Below are 17,520 nucleotides of genomic sequence, written 5' to 3' on the forward strand. Positions count from 1 at the left end.
ATCAGGACGACGTTAGGACGGAGCTAGGACGGCTGTCCATAGAGTCGGCGACGCCGCGGCAGCCCCGTACCTGTGTGGTTGCCGCCGTCAACCGGCGGAACGCACCGCCGGGTTCACGCACCTCTAAGCCAATCGAGCACACGGAGGAGAACCCATGAACGCCAGACGCAGGACCTTCGCCGGGCTGCTGGCGGCCGCGGCGCTGGGCGCCGCTGTGCTGGCCGCCGCGCCCGCCTACGCGGACGGCCCCGGCGACTGTCCGTCCGACGTCGCGTGCCTCTTCTACAACTCGGGCTTCCAGGGCTCGTACTTCGGCGACGGCGCGGGGAACAGCCAGACTCCCGAGAACTACCTCTACAACAGCTGGTACACCTTCGGCGGCGGCAACGGCAGCGGGGCCGGGCAGTACGTCAAGAACAATGCCGCGTCGGTGTACGACTACAACATCAACTACTCCGTGACCATCTACTACAACTCCAACAACGCCGGCCCGAGCCAGACCATCGGCCCCGACGCGGGGGCCAACCTGAACTCCACCCTGAAGAACAACAACGCCTCGCAGTGCTTCGACTTCTTCCAGGAGTGCCGGTGAGCACCCGCGCGGGGGACCGCTGAGCGGCCGGGGCGGCGACCCGTGCCACGACGCTCGGGGTCGGCCGGGTACGGGGGTGCCGACGGCTTGCTCGCCCTGGGCCTGAGCCTCGCGCTCGGCCTGGCCGCCGCCGGGTGTGCCGCCGGGCCGGGGAGCGGGCCGCGGCCACCGGCAGCGGCGGTGACGGCGACCGCACCGGCGGTCGCCGACCCGGTCGCCGGCCTGCACCTACCGATCGAGGCCTACCTGCTCAGCACCGCCGACTCGACCCGGATCCAGACCGCCAGGGCGGCACTGATCGGCTCGTGCATGAGGCGCTTCGGCGCCGACTACACGCCCGCCGTGGCCGCCGGTGGCCGCTCCCAGATGGCCAACCGCTACGGCCCGACCGCCCCGGACACCGCCCGGACGTACGGCTACCACGCGCCGGACGCCCAGCGCCCGGCGAACGGGCGGCCGAGCGCGCCCGCGCTCCCGCCGGCCCTGGCCGCTGTCCTCGGCCACGGCGCCGGGGCACCGCAGCCGCCCGGTTCCCCGGCCGCCCCGGACACCTACCACGGGCTGGCCGTCCCACCCGGCGGCTGCGTCGGCGAGGCGGACCGCGCGCTGACGGCCGGCGGCGGGATCGTCCAGGACGACCAGACCGCCGTCGACATCAACTTCCAGGACTACCAGCGCTCCCTGACCGACGCCGCAGTGACGGCGGCCTTCGCCCGCTGGTCGAGCTGCATGGCCGCCAGGGGCTACTGGTACGACAACCCGCAGAGCGCCGTCAACGACACCCGCTGGCGCACGCCCGCGCCGTCGGCCCAGGAGATCGCCACCGCCGGTGCCGATGTCGCCTGCAAGCAGCGGGCCGGCGTGGTCGCCGCCTGGTTCGGCGCCGAGTCGCGGCTGGAGAACGAGGACATCCGGGCCCGGTCGGCGGACCTGACCCGGATCCGGCGGTCCATCGACACCGCCGTCCGCAACGCCGGCTCCGCCGGCTGACCCACCACCGAGGAACCGACCCTCCAGGAGGAAGCAATGACCGCACTGCACACCCGGATCGCCCTGTTCGCGGCTACCGCGGGCCTGGCCGCCGGCGGCATGATGCTGGCCACCCCGGCCAGCGCCGGCACCATCCCCGGCGGCGACGAGGACATCTGCGGCGTCCAGCTCTGCCTCACCTTCAACAGCAATGGCGAGGGCAGCGAGTGGTACTCGGACACCCCCGAGGTCTCCGACCTCGGCGGCGCCCAGTTCGGCCAGGGTCCCACCACCAGCGGTGGCAACTGCATCGGCTGCCTGGTGAAGAACAACGCCGCCTGGGGCGCCAACGGCGGCTACCAGTCCGTCTACGTCTACGTGAACAGTGCCGCCTACGGCTGGGGCGCGTACGACCTGATCGAGCCGGGCGGTGAGGGCAACCTCATGACCACCTACAACAACGAGGCCTCGTACTCGATCTACTACCGCGGCTGACCGCGGCCTGCCGGCCCGCCCCAGTTGCTCGGGGCGGGCCCGCAGTCGGCGCACCCGCCCGTCCGCCCGCCCGTCCGCCCGTCCGCCCGTCCGTCCGCCCGTTCGTCCGTCCGTCCGCTCGGGGAAGGCGTTCACCGGCATGTCCCTCCCGTCCTCCCGCCGACCGGCGGTGCGCACCGCTCTCGCCCTCACCGCAGCCGTCCTGGCCTGCACGGCGAGCGGCTGCGCCGCTGCGCCCGGACCGGCCGCCGCCCGCCGCGGCAGCGCGGCCCCGATCACCCCGCTGCCACCCGCGCCGGTCGCCGGCACCGCCGCCCCGACCACCCCGGCCGGCCTCGCCGCGCTGCGCCTGCCGATCGAGGACTACCTGCTGACGCCGGCTCAGGATGCCCAGCTGAACCACGCGGTGTGGGTGCTCGCGGCGGCCTGCATGAAGCGGCAGGGTTTCGACTTCCAGACCCCGCCGGAGCTCGCCGGCCAGCGCAGCGGCGGTGAGGCCGCCCGCCGCTACGGCCCGGCCGACCCGGCCGCGGCCGCTGTGCTCGGCTACCACGACACCGCCGCACCGGCCCCGCAGCAGCCGTCCGGCCCACCAGCGCCGGCCGACCTGCCCGCCCCTGAGCGGGCGGCCCTGATCGGCTCGCCGCAGGGCGGTCCCGCCGGCGGCTGCCACGGCGAGGCGCAGCGCCGACTGGCCGGCACCGACCCGCTGGGCTCCTCCCAACTCGCCGGTCAGATCAACAGCATGAGCTACGGCCAGGCCACCGCCGACCCGCGGGTCACGGCCGCCTTCGCCGCCTGGTCCGGTTGCATGAAGGCCAACGGCTACGCCTACGCCACCCCGGTGGACGCCTACGACGACCCGCGCTGGAAGTCCCCCGCCCCCGGTCCCGTGGAGATCGCCACCGCCCTGGCCGACATCGCCTGCAAGCAGCGGACCGACCTGATCGGCACCTGGTACGCGGTCGACGCCGCCTACCAGCAGCACCAGATCACCGTGCACCAGGCCCAGCTCGACCACGACCGCGCCGCCGAACAGCACCAGCTCGCCCTCGCCGGACAGCAGCCCGCCGGCTGACCCCCCGTCCCGCCGGCCCCCGGTGCGGGCGGCGCGTCGTGGCCTTGTCGTTCGGGCGAGCGGCTTCGGGCCCGTGTGCGTGCTCCGTCGGGGCCTCGGTTCTCGGCGGCGCTGACTGCCGGCCGCAACAACCCGCTGGGGCTTGGCGCCGAACCTGTCGGGGACAGGTTCGCCTTCTCCGCGTACCTGACTCCCCTCGGTGACGACGACGTGGGTCATCTGCAGGTGGAGATCAATCCCATCGACGCCGCCGAACTCCGTGACCCGTTCGATGGGCTGCTCCTCGCCCTGGTGACCGCCTGAAGCGCCGTCAGCCGACGGCACGAGACAGACCACGGCCTGTGCTTGGTCGGCCCGTCAGCGAAGCCGAACAGCAGGTTGTCTGACCAGCCGTCCTGGCGATGGTGAGGCCGGTGCGGCGGTGCCGGCGGGCGCGGCTACGGCCAGCGCTGGTCCCTGTGGCGTCGCCGGCACCGGGCCCGGGCCCGCGACCGCCGCTACCGCCGACGCGGCGACATGAGGATCCACTGCGGACGCACTACTGTCCGGCCTCGGAGCAGCCGGCTGCGGTCGGCGCGGTCCGAGGGTCCTCAGGCCGCGGTCAGCGCCGCCAGGGCACGGTCCATCGCGGCGTTGAACTCTTCCGGCGCCAGCGGCAGCCGGGATTTGACGTCCCGGCTCCACTGGTCGGCGAGGACCTCGCCCAAGCCCGCCTCGACACCGTCGAGCGCCGTGTCGACCAGGTCCGACGGGGCGAGCTTGGCCACGGGCCAGCCCGCGGCCATATCGGTGTCGGCCAGGCCGAGGTGCACCGCTGTCACCAGCGTGCCCTGCCCGGCGAGTTCCAGGCGGACGCCATTGGTCATGGCCCAGGCCGCGGCCTTGGAGAGGTGGTAGGCATTGGCGCCCTTGCCCCCGAACCACGACATGGCGGAGAGGACGTTGACGATCGCGCCCCCGCCGTTGCCGGCGAGCACCGGTGCGAACTCCCGGATCATTCCCAGGTGGCCGAACACGTTGGTCTCCAGCTCGTGCCGCACCGCGTCCAGCGAACCGGTCACCAGGTCGGTCCCCGTCTGGATCCCCGCGTTGTTGATGAGCAGCGAGACGTCCGGGGCAGCCTCGGCGGCGGCCCTGACGGCTGCGGGATCGGCGATGTCCAGGGGCAGCACCTCGACCCCGGGCAGATCCACGCTCTGCGGCCGGCGGGCCGTCGCGTAGACCTTGCGGGCGCCCCGTTCGAGCAGCCTCTGGGCGAAGGCGCGGCCCAGCCCGCGGTTGGCTCCGGTGACAAGGGCAACTGAGTTGTTGATGTCCATGCCCGATACGCTAAAACCTGACGTTGACGTCAGAGGCAAGTGCCGGTTCGTCAGGGCGGGGGGAGAAGAGCCACCATGACCATCACCAAGGCCGCGGCCGAGCGGCTGATCCGCATCGGCGAGGTGGCTCGGGGTGCCGGCGTCTCGGTACGTGCCGTGCGCTACTACGAGCAGCAGGGGCTGCTCATCGCGGAGCGCAGCCCATCCGGCCAGCGCCTCTACCGACAGGACGCCATCCCCCTGGTCCGCTTCTTCCAGCAGATGTTCGCCGCCGGCCTGACCAGCCGAAGGATTACCGAACTCCTGCCGTGTTGGGACTCCGGGCACACCGACGCCGAGCAACGAGCCATGCTGCGCGCCGAGCGCGACCGTATCCAGGCCAAGATCGACGACCTGCGGGCCGCCCGGGACCGCCTCGACGAGGTCATCGCGATCACGGACACGCACCCGTAGACGGGGCGGTCGCACGTCGCACCAGCGACCAGCGATCCACGGCCGGAGTGCCTCGTTCTGGTCGCGCTCCTTGCCATGGTGGCCGACGCCATCGTGCGTAGCGTCTGGATCCGGTGGTGCTGGACCAGCGCGGAGGCGCTCGCCCCGGGTAGTCGGCGCAGCGGCCGCGGGTGGGTGGCTGGTGTCTGGTTCGTCCCGCTGGTTCGGCTGTGGCTGCCGCGGCGGGTCGTGCTGGATCTGCGGCGCGCGGGCGGCCTGCCGGACGGCCGGTTCGTGAACGCATGGTGGGGTGTCGGCATGGCCGTCTGCGTGGGCGCCGCAGTGTCGGGGTTCCGGGGCCTGCATCGGGTGGCCGCCCTCGTTGAGTGCGTGCTGGCGCTGGTCAGGATGGTGGCCTTCGTCCGGATGGTCGAGGCTCTCGCTCTTCCCCTCATCCCGGGGCTCGGTGAGCGGGCCTCCCAGTCCGCCTGAGGCCCGCTCAGCTCGTCGCTCATGCAGGTCACTCGCGGATGCGGCCTACCAGCCGACTGTTCCGTCGCCGGGCAGCAGCGGTGGGTGGACCGGCTCGATGCGGCCGTGGTCGTCGTGGTGCACCATCGCCTGGGCGACGCAGTGGAGCCAGACGGCCAGGCTCGGCCAGCCGAGGAAGTGGGCGCTGTCGTCGTGGGCGGCGTGCCCGAGCTGGTTGTGCCACCGTCCGGGTCCTGCGTCGATGAAGTGCTCGTCGCCGTCGCTTCCCGCGAACGGGACCCACAGCGTTCCCCACCACGGCTCGTCGAGCTGGTCCGGGTCATCGGCGTCCCAGATGCTCATCCGCCCGTTCCGGGTTTCTACGATCTGCTGCGTGGAGTACAAGGGGTCGCAGGGCAGAACGCCGAAGTGAGAGGTGTCTCCGTCGTGGCACCGCAGCGACTCGCGCAGGTCGGGCGGGAGCGTGAAGCCGAGCCGCTCCTCGGCCCGGTCGATGGCCTGGTGCGAGGCCGGTGGACGCAGCGCGGCCCGGCTGGCCGGTGCGTGCTTCGCCAGCCAGCCGTCGATGAGGTGCCAGGACTCGGCCACGGGCGCGACCACCGGACTGATACCGATGCGTGGAGGTTCGATCATGGATGCGCAGCCTTCCAGATCGCTTGTGTTCCACCGACGTCGGGCCGCGCTGATCCACACCGCCGGCACCGGCCCACCGCCCACCACCCTCCACGCCGCCCGCCCGAGCGCCGTACCGGTCCACGCGGCCATGGCCGGGAAGGGCGTCGAGCCGGGCCGCGGGATCTTCGGGGGGTGTTCCTCGCCCGGCGGTCCCGCGGCCGGGGGCCGGCGGCGGCATGCCGTTCACCGGTTCGGGCGGGGGCGTCTGCACGGGGCGCCGGTCGAGAGCGCGGGCGGCCCCGGGGCCGGCCGTCACCGAACGGGTCGCCGGCCGGCGTCTCCAGGGGCCGCGGGCCGCGGTCGGCGAGGCGCAGAGGGGCGAGGGTGGGCGGCGTGGAGGGCCCGGCACCGCATGGCCGGGGCGGTCCGGGTGCGGGCCGTGGAGCCCGCGCCGGCCTGCGTGCGGTGGCGGGCGGGTCGCGGTCTCACCGCTCCCGCCGACGCCGCCGTCCCCGACTCATGCTTGTATGACTTACTAAAAAGGCATGGATGGTTGGTGGGAGGCGTTAGGGTCGCGCTAGCGTTTCACGTGAGGTGCATAGGCGTGGGGGTTGTGGGTGTGTTCGTGACGACGGGGCAGGCCGGGACGGCGCTCGGGTGCTCGATTCCGACGGTGAGGAAGCTGATGGCCACCGGTGTGGTCCCGGGCGTGCGCGAGACGGGCCGGCAGGTGTTCCCGCTGGCCGCGCTCCAGCGGTTGCAGGCCCGCCCGGCCGCGGATCTGTCCGTGCTCCGCACGGCCGAGGTCGCGGTGCTGCGCTCGGACGCCCCCGCGAGGGTGGACGAGCCGGACCGCGAGTGGATCGGCTTCGGCACCGGGCTGGATGAGGCGCAGCTGCTGGCCGCGTTGTCGGGCTGGTGGCGGTGCGATCCGGCCCGGGTCGCGGCTGGTGGGGTGTTGCTGGTGACGGTGGCTTCCTTCGTGGTCGCGGTGCTGACCGGCCTGGCCGGGTGGGAGTCCGACGGTACCGCTGGTACCACGGGCCGGTACCGCTTCCCGAAGGCGCGGCTGGCCGGCTACCTGAGCGACCTCACGGCCCCTGCGAATGTCGTCGGTCGGGTTGGTCCGGAGGACGCGCGTGTGGCGGGCCTGCTGCTCGGCACGCGCCTGCTGTCGGTGTCCGGAGGTCCGATCGCCTACGTTCCCACCAACTCGACCATGACCACCAACTCGACCATGGCCACCGGTCGGCCCGGTACCGAGACGGGGGAGTGACCTGCTGATGGACCGTAAGACGTACACCGCCGAGCTCGCCGGTCTGCGCGAGCTGCGCACCGAGATCACGGCCGCCGAGAAGGCCGTCGCCGCCGCGCAGAAGGAGCTGGACAAGCTCACCGCCCACCGTGCGCGCCGGGTTGCCGGGCTCGCGGGGTACGAGGGCGCCCAGGCCGCGCCGATCGCGAAGGCCTCCGGGCTGTCGGTCGGCGATGTGGTGCGAATCGCCCCACTGCTGGACCCGACCCCCGTCGCCGTCCGCACCGCCAGGGCCGAGGACCGTGCCCGCGCCGCCGCGCCGGCCCGGGCGTCGGCACCGACCGGTGGGCCCGGGCCCGCTGTCGCGGTCGCTGCGGCCTTGACCGGCCCCGCTGCTGTCATCGAGCCACCGGCTCTGGCCCCGGCCGAAGCCCGGGCCGTCGCCGGTGAGTCGCCCTGCGCCCAACTCCCCGGGGCCGCCGCTTCGGCCCTCGCGCATGGCCTCCGGGAGACAGAACCCGGCGTACAGGCCGACTCGTGCGCCCTCGTGTCGGCTCCGGCCCCCGCAGCCGCGCCGGCCCTGGCTGCCCCGGTGACCGAGGCACCGACCGAGGGCGAGGACCAGGCCGTCGCCGAGCAGCCTGCGCCGGTCGTTCCGGCCGCCCCGGTCGCTGCCGCGCCGCGTCCGGAGGTCGAGGCCGGTCCGCGTGAGCTGCCCGCCCTCCCCGAGGGCGCGTCGGGTGTGCGGTTCGAGGCGGTGGCGGCCGGCCTGGTGTCCACCCGGCCGCGGTTCGTTCAGCAGGCCCGTGCCACGGTGTTCCTGGACGCGGCGGCTGGGATGCTGGCGGTGCGCGACCAGGTGGTGCGGGTCGACTTGGGTGCCCGCACGCCGGGGGAGGTCCTGGACGCGGTGCTGGCCACCGCGCCGGGTACGGAGCGGGTCTACATCACCGCCGGTGCACCCTGGCACGACGGCGCCGAGCGCTACTCCACCCTCAAGGACGCGGTCGCCGCGTGGCTGAACACGCCCTCCGAGCGGTGGACCACCGCGGTGGGTTCAGGCCGGGACAAGCTGGCCGGGCACTTCGTCCACCAGCGCCAGCCGGTGGGCCGCTACGCCCCCGCGAGTGCCCCGGACAGCACCAGCACGGAGATCCGCTCGATGGGGGAGTGGTTCGATGCGGACGGCGCTGACGTCGTCACCTGCCGCGATGCCTTCCGGCTGTTGTGGCAGGCGCTGCGCCGCCACTGGGACGACGCGGTGCTGATGGGCTCGCCGTCGCAGACGGGCCGGGACCTGTGGTCGCGCACCATCCCGACCAGCGGCAGGTGGGCGGGCGGCTACCCGGTGCTGTCGGAGGAGCTGCGGGGTCTCCTGCACGCGACCGGCGGTCAGGGCCGTACCGAGCTGCTCCTGCCGCCGCGCGTCCCGGAGCGTCTGCCCGCCCTGGTGGAGTACGACCGTACGTTCGCCTACGCCAAGCACCTGTGGAAGTCGCCGGTCGGCACCCCGCGCCGCATCACCGCCGCCGCGTTCGCCGCGATGACCGAGCAGGAGCAGACGAAGGCGCTGATGTCCTGCTCGCACTGGAACGTGCGCGTCACCGTCCCGGCCGGGTGGAACCACGTCGGCCTGCTGCCCGCTCCCGTCACCGGTGACCGCGCCTGGGTCTACCCGGCCACACCGGGCGCCACGTTCACCACCTGGGCGGGCGGCGCGGAGGTTCACCTCGCGCTGTCGAACCACCTCGCGCCGTGGCGGATCGAGGTTCTGTCCGGTCTGCTGTTCGAGGACGGCAAGCCGCTGGATGAGTGGGGCAAGCGGTTGAAGGCGGCCTGGGCGGATCTGACCAACCTCTCCCGCATCCACGGGGACGAGCGGCAGCGGCAGGCGGCCTACCTCGCCTCCCGCGCGGTCCGCTCCGTGCTGCTGTTCGGTCTGGGCGGCTTCGCGCAGCGCCCCCGCCTGGTGTCCGGCACCACGCCGATCGGCGAGGCGCTCCCGGCGGGGGTGGAGATCCTCGGCCAGGACGAGGCGGTGGTCACCTGGCAGCGCCAGGCCGGCTTCTCCCGCGACCCGTACGCGCACCCGGAGTGGGCGGCCTATGTGTGGTCGGGTGCCCGGGCGGCGCTGCTGGACATGAAGTACCGCCAGGGCAAGGAGGTCATCGGCCACGCCGGTGCGCTGCACGCCAGGCCCGGCACGGTCGTGTACTTCGGCACGGACGGTATCGCCTTGACGGAGCGCCAGATGTGGCCGTACCGGGGCGAGCCTGGCGACTACCTCCTCAAGGGCCACCTGAGTGGCCCGGTGGAGCACCCGGCCAGCCAGGAGCAGTACCTGAAGCTGCGCGGCCTGGGCCGTGCCGAACTCGCGCAGACGGGGGCTGACCGGTGAGCCCGGCCGACCCGGACCAGCCGAACGAGGCGGCCCGCCTGACCCAGGAGCTGCTCGACCAGGGCTACACCAAGCGTCAGGTCGCCAAGATCCTCGGCCGCGATGCTTCGCTCGTCTCCCAGTTCTTCACCAAGGGCAAGGGCGCGAGCATGGTCGGCGCGCTGCGTCAGCTGGTGCGCGCGGTGCGCGGCGGCGAGCGGGACACCGAGGCGCTGTCCGGTATCGCGGAGGCGAACACCGCCCGCCGCCGCACCAAGACCGGCCAGAAGGCGCGGGTACGCGGCAAGGACACGGTCGGCAGGCCCGGCGAGTCGATTGCCGGCCGTGCGGGCAGGCAGGCCATCAGCTCCGGTGCCTCCCACCTCGCCCCGGTGGTCCACGCCACCGGGCAGGCCGGCGGCCGTCTGGCCTTCACGGTGCGGATGAAGGCCGACCAGTACGTCTACAGCGCCGGTTCGGAGCAGGATTCCGGCGGCATCCGGCGCGGGTTCATCCCCCGCTCGGACGGCACGGAGGAGCGTACCTACGGCTCCAGCTCGACCGGCGGGTTCGACGCGGCCGAGTGGTCCCGGCGGGTCGCGGACCACCATGGGGACGTCACCGAGGCGATGCGCGAGTGGCTGGTGGAGACCGGCCGGGCCGTGGAGGACGCCGACATCGCCTACCTGGAAGTCCGCGGCTGGGTCCCCGGGGACCAGCCGTAGGTCCGGTCGGCTGTGACTGAGCGCTTCAGTTGGCCGGTGAGCGGTTGAGTTGGCCAGTTGAGTGTTGGTGTTGTGCCTGGTCAGCGGGCCGTGAAGCTCGATTGTCTGGTCTGCTGGAATTTGGCTTTGTCTATCGCTGCTGGTCAGCGGCTGCGCTCAACTGGCCAACTGAAGCACTCAGTCTCTGGTGCCTGGTGAGTAGTCGGATGGGGGATTTCGGTGTCGATGGCTTTGGTGAGCTGGGCGGCGTAGTCGTCAAGGAGCGGCTGGAGCCGGCGGTAGTGGGGATGCTGGTCGGTGCGTTGGAGTTTGCGCATGGTGGCGCGGCGGTCTCGCATCCACTTCTCGTGGGCTTCGGGGGCGGCGGCGATGTGTGGTGGGCAGGGCGAGAAGTAGTACTCGCCTTGGGTGACCTGGGCCCAAAGGTAGGCGGAGACGGCGAGGCGTTTGCGGTCGTCGGTGATGGCCCGGCTGCCGGGCTGTTTCTGTAGTTGGCTCATCATGCGGTGCCAGTCTGAAGACGGGAGGGCCCAGTCGGCGAGGTATCGGCGGCGGCGCTCGTAGTCGATCTTCGGTGCGGCTTCGAGTTCGGCGGCGATGGCGTCGACGGCGAACTCGAAGGCGTGCAGGTTGTCCTGAGCTCGGATCCATCTGCCGATGACCCCGCCGAAGCCGATCGCTCCTTGCGGGCCGATCCTGATGCCGAGGTACCGGGCTGCATCGACGAGGGATCCGCCGCGGGCGCGTCGGACGAGGTAGGTGGCTGCGGTGCGCCGCAGGAGGCGTTGGCTGGCGCCGGTGAAGTGGCCCAGGTGCGGGTCGGCCCATTGGCGGGGGATGAACGCCGGGACGTGCTCGGGACGGTAGGCGACCTGGCTCAGCGGGATCCGGTGGCCGCCTGGTTTGGTGCGGCGGAAGGTGTGGACCAGGGTTTCTGCTGCGAGCTGGAACCGTTTCGAGCAGTCGCCGCGGTAGATCTTGAATGCGCGGTCCCAGGTGTGGTGGCGGACGGGGGCGATGCCCGTGCGGGTCCGGTTTTCCGTCGGAGCGAGCTGTGCGAGGGCGACCCGCAGGAAGTCGGAGGTCACGATGGTGTCGGCGGCGTGGAGGAAGGCCGCGCAGGCACGGGCGTCGGCGGGCGGGGCGTTGGAGTGCTGGGGGGAGTCGGGGGAGTGGTGCCGGGTGACGTGCTGGTCGGCCGCGGCCGTCGCCGGGCCGGGCAGGTGGGGCCGGGACCGGGGCCAGGTGATGATGACCAGCGCGGTGACCAGTTGGAGTTCGGTGAAGTAGTGGCCTGCCTGTTCGGCGGGATGCTCCGGAGTGAGCATCCCGGCGATCCTCGCCTGAAGGGCGAGGAGTTCGGGGCCGGGGCGGTCTGCGGGGTGAAGGCGGGCGTCGTCGAGGCGGCCTTGGCAGAGGCCCTCGCGTGTGCGTGACGGCTTGTCCAGGGCGGGGCGGGATGCAGGCCAAGGATGCTCGGCCGGGTGATCAGCTGGCCATGGGCCGAGGCGGCGATGGGCTGTTTGCATGTGGGGCAGAGGTGTTCGAGGAAGCGCTGGTGCCGTAGGCAGGAGAAGAACACCGGTAGGCGCCAGGTGCGCTGCCAGGGGCCGCCGTGCCGGTCTTGGACGGGGGAGCCGTCGCCGGCCAGGCAGTTCGGGCAGTAGCGGGTGGTGGTGGAGAAGAGCCAGTCCATTTGGGGTGTGTGGCGCCCGGGGCCCAGGCCGTTGAGGACGAGGCTGATGGGCGGGTAGCGGGAGGCCCAGTCGGCAAGGGTGAGTCGGGCGGTCTCGGCTGGGGTGAGCCGGGTGGCGGCGGCGAAGTCGGCGGCCATCGTCGGGGGCAGCACGGTTGATCGGACGGCCATGGTAACGGTCTGGCCGTTGTCCTTGAGTTCTCCCAGTCCGGCGCGGCGTGCGATGTGGTCGGGCGAGACGCCCAAACGGTGGGCCAGCCGAAGGACGTAGCCGTTGAGGCACTCGTCCGGCAGGGGGTCCAGGCTGCGGGGCAGTGGGGTCTGCCGAGCGGCCGGGTCGTCCCCCGTCATGACGCGCCTGCTGCGGCTGGGCCGCGGTCGTCGAAGACGGTGTTGCGGCCGCGGCGAGTGCCGCGGGCTGTGCGGTTGGTGGGGACGTCCGGGATCTCGCCGGCCGCGGGGTCGCGGTGCGGTGCGTGGCTCAGGTCGATGGACAGGTCTTCGAGGAGGCCTTCGGTCAGCCGCTCCAGGCCGGTGGCGATGGCCTCGCGGCAGCCGTCCTCGATCAGTCGCTCCAGCAGGCCGACGACGCCGTTGGTGCGCTGGAACAGGTACTCGGGCATGGTGCCCGTGGTGAGCATGTTCTCGGGTGCGTCGAGCAGCCGCAGGCCGGCCTGGACGCCGCACAGGTGTTGGAGCCACGCTGCGATCTGCGGCGCGGTGTCGTAGCGGAAGCGGTCGAGCTCGACCAGGTCGAAGCGCCGTTCGGTCTGGGTGGCTTCCAAGCCGTGGATCTTGGCGTGCCGGGAGGCGGGCAGGTGCCACTGGCCGGTGGCTGCATCGTGGCGGCCCTCGCGCAGCAGTCCGGAGCCGGGGATGTCGACGCCGATCAGGACCAGGGTGACGTGCATGCTCATGAAGGCCCGGATCAGGTCGAGGGTGTCCTGGTCGTCGGCGCGGTGCATGCGCAGTCGGGTGATGTCGTCCAGGATCAGGACCTTCGTGCCGTGGTCGCGCAGGGATGCGGCGACCTGGTGGATCAGTTCGGGCAGGTCCATGCGTGCGCTGACGGGTGTGTCGTAGAAGTTCAGGATGGCCTTGCAGGTGCTCTTGGGTTTCGCGGTCACCGGTGTCTGGACGTAGGCGACCGGGGCGTGCAGGTCCCGGCAGCCGGGGGCGGCGTCGGGGTTGAGGTGTTGGTGCAGGGCGAGCCAGCGGTCCTCGAAGGCGGCGGTGACTTCGCAGACGCTCTCGGTCTTGCCCTGGTAGCCGCCGCCGGAGACCATCACGCCGGCGCGGGTGGCGGGCTTGAGCTTGAGGGCGTTGCTCTCGATACGGCCGTTGAGGAGACGTTCGACCGAGCGGCTCATCGGGGTGGTCAGCAGGGGAAGGTTGGCATGGGTCGCGGCGCGGTGCAGGTCGTGGAGTGTCTTCTTCTTCGGGCTCAGCAGCCGCCAGGCGGCCAGGTCCATGGCGGGTGCCGGGACGAAGGACCGGCGGGTCAGGCGCCAGTGCTGCCAGCCGGCGAGGGTTTCGCGGGCCGGAGAGGGGCCGGGCAGTACGAACGGTGCCGTGTCGCCGGAGGTCATCGCGGCCTTTCCTCTACTGACTCGTAGTCGTCCGTGTCGTCGGCGGGAGGCAGTGCGAACAGGCTGTGCCGACGGAGGTTTTCGCCGAGCAGGCCCGGGTGTGGGGGGAGTTCGGGGACCGCGGCCTCCCGTCGTCGGCGGCGTTCGCCGTCAATGGCCTGTTGGTTCTGCCGGGCGAGTTCGACGGGGCGGGGCAAGGCCGGCAGAGGGTGGCTGGCAGCCGGGCCCGTGCGGTCGCGGTCGGCGGCCCGGGCCCGGAACGCTTCCCGGGCCCGCTCGGTCCGTTCGGCCTTCGTCAGCCGGCTCGGCCACGCGGTCACCGGGGTGTGGGTGGAGATCAGGTCGAGCAGCACCGGGAGGAGTTCGCTGTCCTCGCGCGGTTTGAGGCCGGCGCGGGCCGCCTCGCGCAGGACTTGCTGGACTCGCGCGTCGCCGAAGGCGGGGATGTCCCCGCTGGAGGGCAGTCCGTTCCAGGGCAGGGTGTGCCAGTGTCCGGCGCGTTCGAAGTACACCTGGCGGCAGTCGCGCGGGTCGCGGTTGACCGCCCACTTGCCGCGGTGGCGGCCGCTTCGCGGGGACGGGGAGGTGCCGAGATCGGCGAGGGCCGGGTGGCCTGCGCCGTACCAGAATCCGCCGATCTTGACCCCGCGTCGGACGTGGACCTTCACGTAGTGGGCCGGGAGGAGATGGTGGTATAGGTCCGGGGTGGGGATCTGCAGGGCGATGCCGTCCCGGGCGGCCGCGGTGGCGAACAGCGTGTTCGGGCTGTGCCGGCCGCCCGGATCCCAGGCGGGCGCGTACTGGTCGAGGCGCCGGTTCTGCCAGACCTTCACGATCCAGGTCGCCAGCAGGTGCTCCATCTCGTCCACGGTCCAGACGGCGTCGCCTTCCGGATCGGCACCGCGGTCCGCGACATCGCGCCCGCGGTAGCCCAGCAGCAGTTCCAGCAGCAGCGACTGGATCCCGCAGAAGGCCCGCTCGCAGGAGGCCTTGTCCTGCGGCCGCATCGCACGGGCGGGCAGGACCGCCACTCCGAGGGTGCGGGCGACCTGGACCAGGTGGTGGTTCTTGTAGACGCTTCCGTGATCGCTGGTCACCGTCTCCGGCGCGAAGAACGGGCGCCCGGCGACCGGGTGGCCGGCGAACTCGGCGACCAGGGCGGCGGGAACCCCCGGGTAGTGCCAGGCCATGTCGGGCGTCCAGTCCGGGCGCATCGGTAGTGGGAGCATCACGTCCCGCAGCAGCATGGCCACCTCGATCGAGGAGTCCGAGCCCGGGGTGAGCCGGAACGCGACCAGGGAGTGCGTGAAGGCGTCCAGCCCGAGGGTGAGGTCCGTGGTGATCGGCTCACCGAAGACGCCGTCGAGCAGCTTCACCGGGAACGGGGTGGTGTCCAGCACCACCACCTGTCCGGGCCGCGTGATCGTCACCGTGGACGCGCCGGTCTCCACCGCGGCCGCCGACCGCAGATAGCGCTGGCGACCCCCCTCGGGGCCGAACCACTCCTTCCAGACCTTCGACAGCGTCGTGTAGTGCGGGATCGACGTTTCCGCCGCCTCGCCGTGCTGCTCCCGGACGAACTGGTGGATCATCCGCTCCTTGGTCTTCATACCGACCCGGGAGCGGTGCAGGCACTCCGCGTGGACCGCGTGGATCGCCTCCGCGATCTGCGGGCTGATCGACTGGTGCCCGCGCAGTACCGGAGTCAGACGTCCGTCCGCGAGGCCCATGATCCCGTGCTCGTGCCACCCGGCGGACCATCGCCGCAGGGTTCGCTCACTGACCTGACCGAGCCCCAGTTGGCGTGCGTCATCAGGATGAAGAGCCTTCAACTCTGCGACCTTCGCCGACCGGCGCTGAGTCAGCGTCGTCTGCTCCGGATCGAACTCCGGCCGGGGTTCTCCCTCCTGCGCCCAGTGCCGGCTGCCACTGCGAAAGCCGGTCTCGGCCTCCAGCAGGTGAGCCACCCGCAAGAGCAGCCGCTGCTGGTCCTCGCGGGTCAGATCCTCGAACCGTGTCTGCTGCGGTGGGCTGCCCATCACACCGTCCCAGCCGGATAGATCCAGGTGCCGTCCCCGAACGGCTGGGTCAGGTCGACCGCCAGCAGCCGTCGCCAGAGCAGCCGAACCGCGTGCGTTCGCGCGACCGCCGGAACCTTCGTCTGGTCCACGAGCTCACCGAACTGCCAGGGTCGCCGTTGTACAGCGGAGAGCAACTGCTGTTCCAGTCCGAGCGGATCGGTCATCGGCCGTCGTCGTGCGGAGAGAGCGTCGAGCCCGGCGAGGACCCCGCGCCGCCAGCCGGTCACCACGGCATAGCGCCAGCCCGCCGCGGCCGCCGCCTGGTGGGCCGCGGCGAAGCGAACCTCGTCCTCTTCCTCGATCAGCCCCGCCGGCCGCACATCCAGCAGCCACGATGATCCTGCGGCCAGCACGAGGAAGTCCGGGATGTGCGCGCCCTTTCCTTCGCACCAGGCGAACCGCAATCGGAACGGCTGGGCCAGTACCTCGTCGAACCCGCCCACGAAGTCCAGGGCAAGCAGCAGCCACCGTTCGGCCAGGCTCTCGAAGCCGTGCTGCCGGCCGGTGGAGACCAGGCATTCCAGTCCTGGGCGGTGTCGCTGGCTGGTCCGCCAGGTGAAGCGTCGTACCGGCGCCGAGGCCATCGCCGGGACCTCGGCCAGGGAGTTCACCGGGCTGACGACCTCACCGGCCCCCACCTTCCACGTCGTGGTCCACGCTCCCGACCACCCGGGGCCGAGGGCCAGGCGCTCGACCGCGCGTGCAGGGATCTCGTACGGAACCAGAAGATCATCCAGCGAGCAGCTGTGCGACCAGACCGGCCCTGCCTCAGCGCTCCCGTTGTGTGTGCCGTCCACGGCACTCAGGACACAACACGTCACAGAGCAGGGGGCGAAATCACTCAAACCGGGTTCATCGGTCCAACTCCGGCGATATCCTGCCCAGCTGACGCTCAACTCGCCCGCTGAAGTGCTCGGTCGCAGGGAGCGAGTGGCCGGGCCGGGCCGCCGTGACCCGGCGGCTTGCCTCTCCCGGGTATGGCCTCGGGGCCTCGCCGCCACAGGTTACTACTGGGCGTTACTTGTGTCTGAATGGCCAAGTATTTCTGGTTACTTGCCAAGTGAGCAGAAACAGTTGTAAGTTCTTTCTGACTACTTGGCAAGTAAAAGTTGGAAGGGGTCCCCCTGTGGACATCGAGGCGTTGCGAGCCGAACTTCACCAGGCAGTCGACGAGATCGTTGACCGTCACCTCGGCCGGACCGCGGCAACCGGCGAGGCGCCGGACCCGGTATCGGTGACCGAGGGAGAGCAGACCGGGGAGTGGACCTACCAGTGGCCGGGCGGAGGAGTGGAGAAGTTCCATCGCACCCGCTGGTTCGAGGCCGCCGGCGATCGTGGCCGGCATCGGGTCAGAGTCGCCTGGGCACGTCGGCCGGCATGGGGCCGGGAAGACCGACTCCGCGCGATCGTCTTCCTGCAGCAGGGCAAGCCGGAGTCGAAGACCTACTACCCGCTGACCGAGTTCGTCGAGACCGACGACGACCGATTCGCAGCGATCATCCCCCGGCCCACCCGACCCCGAGCCCAGCTCCGCGACGACGAGCCGCTCCCCGAGCGGTTCCGACACCAGGTCGTGGAGCGTACAGACGCACTCTTCGAGTCGATCGCCGACGGGTCCTCCGTGCGACTGGTTCTGGAGGAGAGCGCCGAGGACGAAATGGTCCGTCACGGATATTGGGTAGCAGCGCTGCGCAACCGCTTCTGACGAGCAGCCAACCCTCAACCACCCCTCGCGCACCCGCTGCTCAGCCAGCACGAGCGGCCCCGACCGGCACTGCATCGCCCGCCCAGCGACTGGCAGCACG

General features: G+C 71.9%; 15 protein-coding genes and 2 pseudogenes. 10 read left to right on the top strand and 7 right to left on the bottom strand.

All coding sequences use genetic code 11. The annotated features are described in order from the left end of the window. Positions 1-154 precede the first annotated feature (154 nt). The 4 genes from FHX73_RS44215 (at position 155) to FHX73_RS44230 (ending at position 3,134) form a co-directional block, all read left to right on the top strand. A complete protein-coding gene (locus FHX73_RS44215; protein WP_145911789.1) occupies positions 155-592 on the top strand; it encodes a peptidase inhibitor family I36 protein in 438 nt (145 codons plus the stop codon). Positions 593-634: 42 nt separating this feature from the next. After that, entirely contained in the window at positions 635-1,582 is a 948-nt protein-coding gene (locus FHX73_RS44220) for a hypothetical protein (RefSeq protein ID WP_145911790.1), read from the top strand. A 36-nt stretch (positions 1,583-1,618) separates the two neighbouring features. Continuing rightward, on the top strand, positions 1,619-2,056 hold the full coding sequence (locus tag FHX73_RS44225; RefSeq protein WP_145911791.1) for a hypothetical protein: 438 nt from the start codon (positions 1,619-1,621) through the stop codon (positions 2,054-2,056). Positions 2,057-2,195: 139 nt separating this feature from the next. Then, positions 2,196-3,134 (top strand): hypothetical protein, encoded by a 939-nt coding sequence (locus FHX73_RS44230; protein WP_145911792.1) that lies wholly within the window; start codon positions 2,196-2,198, stop codon positions 3,132-3,134. A 590-nt stretch (positions 3,135-3,724) separates the two neighbouring features. On the opposite strand, the gene FHX73_RS44235 is transcribed toward FHX73_RS44230, so the two are convergent. Then, positions 3,725-4,453: an SDR family oxidoreductase gene (locus FHX73_RS44235; protein ID WP_145911793.1), complete on the bottom strand. Its 729-nt coding sequence runs from the start codon at positions 4,451-4,453 to the stop codon at positions 3,725-3,727. 75 nt (positions 4,454-4,528) lie between these two features. Between FHX73_RS44235 and FHX73_RS44240 the strand changes: the two genes are divergently transcribed. Together FHX73_RS44240 and FHX73_RS44245 are read left to right on the top strand one after the other, a co-directional pair. After that, positions 4,529-4,906, top strand: a complete 378-nt coding sequence (locus FHX73_RS44240) for a MerR family DNA-binding transcriptional regulator (RefSeq protein WP_145911794.1) — start codon at positions 4,529-4,531, stop codon at positions 4,904-4,906. 39 nt (positions 4,907-4,945) lie between these two features. After that, a pseudogene (locus tag FHX73_RS44245) lies at positions 4,946-5,377 on the top strand (DUF4328 domain-containing protein); the annotation flags it as partial. A 45-nt stretch (positions 5,378-5,422) separates the two neighbouring features. Here FHX73_RS44245 and FHX73_RS44250 read toward each other — a convergent pair. Further along, positions 5,423-6,010: an SMI1/KNR4 family protein gene (locus tag FHX73_RS44250; protein WP_170305362.1), complete on the bottom strand. Its 588-nt coding sequence runs from the start codon at positions 6,008-6,010 to the stop codon at positions 5,423-5,425. A gap of 667 nt (positions 6,011-6,677) precedes the next feature. Between FHX73_RS44250 and FHX73_RS44255 the strand changes: the two genes are divergently transcribed. Genes FHX73_RS44255 through FHX73_RS44265 form a run of 3 tightly spaced genes read left to right on the top strand, consistent with a single transcriptional unit; the run spans position 6,678 to position 10,349 of the window. Then, positions 6,678-7,268 (top strand): DNA-binding protein, encoded by a 591-nt coding sequence (locus tag FHX73_RS44255; protein WP_246214263.1) that lies wholly within the window; start codon positions 6,678-6,680, stop codon positions 7,266-7,268. Positions 7,269-7,275: 7 nt separating this feature from the next. Continuing rightward, a complete protein-coding gene (locus tag FHX73_RS44260) occupies positions 7,276-9,645 on the top strand; it encodes a hypothetical protein (protein ID WP_246214264.1) in 2,370 nt (789 codons plus the stop codon). After that, the gene (locus tag FHX73_RS44265) at positions 9,642-10,349 is read left to right on the top strand and encodes a helix-turn-helix domain containing protein (RefSeq protein WP_145911797.1); all 708 of its coding nucleotides are present in this window, start codon (positions 9,642-9,644) and stop codon (positions 10,347-10,349) included. The genes FHX73_RS44260 and FHX73_RS44265 overlap by 4 nt, the downstream gene beginning before the upstream one ends. Before the next feature lie 143 nt (positions 10,350-10,492). On the opposite strand, the gene FHX73_RS47475 is transcribed toward FHX73_RS44265, so the two are convergent. The 5 genes and pseudogenes from FHX73_RS47475 to FHX73_RS44285 form a co-directional block, all read right to left on the bottom strand. Next, positions 10,493-11,677 carry a hypothetical protein gene (locus tag FHX73_RS47475; RefSeq protein ID WP_281292797.1) on the bottom strand — a complete coding sequence of 395 codons (1,185 nt, stop codon included), beginning with the start codon at positions 11,675-11,677 and terminating at the stop codon, positions 10,493-10,495. A 278-nt stretch (positions 11,678-11,955) separates the two neighbouring features. Then, positions 11,956-12,396 (bottom strand): annotated as a pseudogene (locus FHX73_RS47770) (TniQ family protein); the annotation flags it as partial. Further along, on the bottom strand, positions 12,393-13,634 hold the full coding sequence (locus FHX73_RS44275; RefSeq protein WP_145911799.1) for a TniB family NTP-binding protein: 1,242 nt from the start codon (positions 13,632-13,634) through the stop codon (positions 12,393-12,395). The gene FHX73_RS44275 and the pseudogene FHX73_RS47770, both read right to left, overlap by 4 nt. After that, positions 13,631-15,364, bottom strand: a complete 1,734-nt coding sequence (locus FHX73_RS44280; RefSeq protein ID WP_170305364.1) for a DDE-type integrase/transposase/recombinase — start codon at positions 15,362-15,364, stop codon at positions 13,631-13,633. The genes FHX73_RS44275 and FHX73_RS44280 overlap by 4 nt, the downstream gene beginning before the upstream one ends. 308 nt (positions 15,365-15,672) lie before the next feature. Beyond that, positions 15,673-16,512: a TnsA-like heteromeric transposase endonuclease subunit gene (locus FHX73_RS44285; protein ID WP_246214266.1), complete on the bottom strand. Its 840-nt coding sequence runs from the start codon at positions 16,510-16,512 to the stop codon at positions 15,673-15,675. Between the two features lie 329 nt (positions 16,513-16,841). Here FHX73_RS44285 and FHX73_RS44290 point away from each other — a divergent pair, with 329 nt between their 5' ends. Further along, positions 16,842-17,420 carry a hypothetical protein gene (locus FHX73_RS44290; RefSeq protein WP_145911801.1) on the top strand — a complete coding sequence of 193 codons (579 nt, stop codon included), beginning with the start codon at positions 16,842-16,844 and terminating at the stop codon, positions 17,418-17,420. Positions 17,421-17,520: the final 100 nt, after the last annotated feature.

Origin of the sequence: Kitasatospora viridis, assembly GCF_007829815.1 — a bacterium.
GTDB classification, from domain to species: domain Bacteria; phylum Actinomycetota; class Actinomycetes; order Streptomycetales; family Streptomycetaceae; genus Kitasatospora; species Kitasatospora viridis.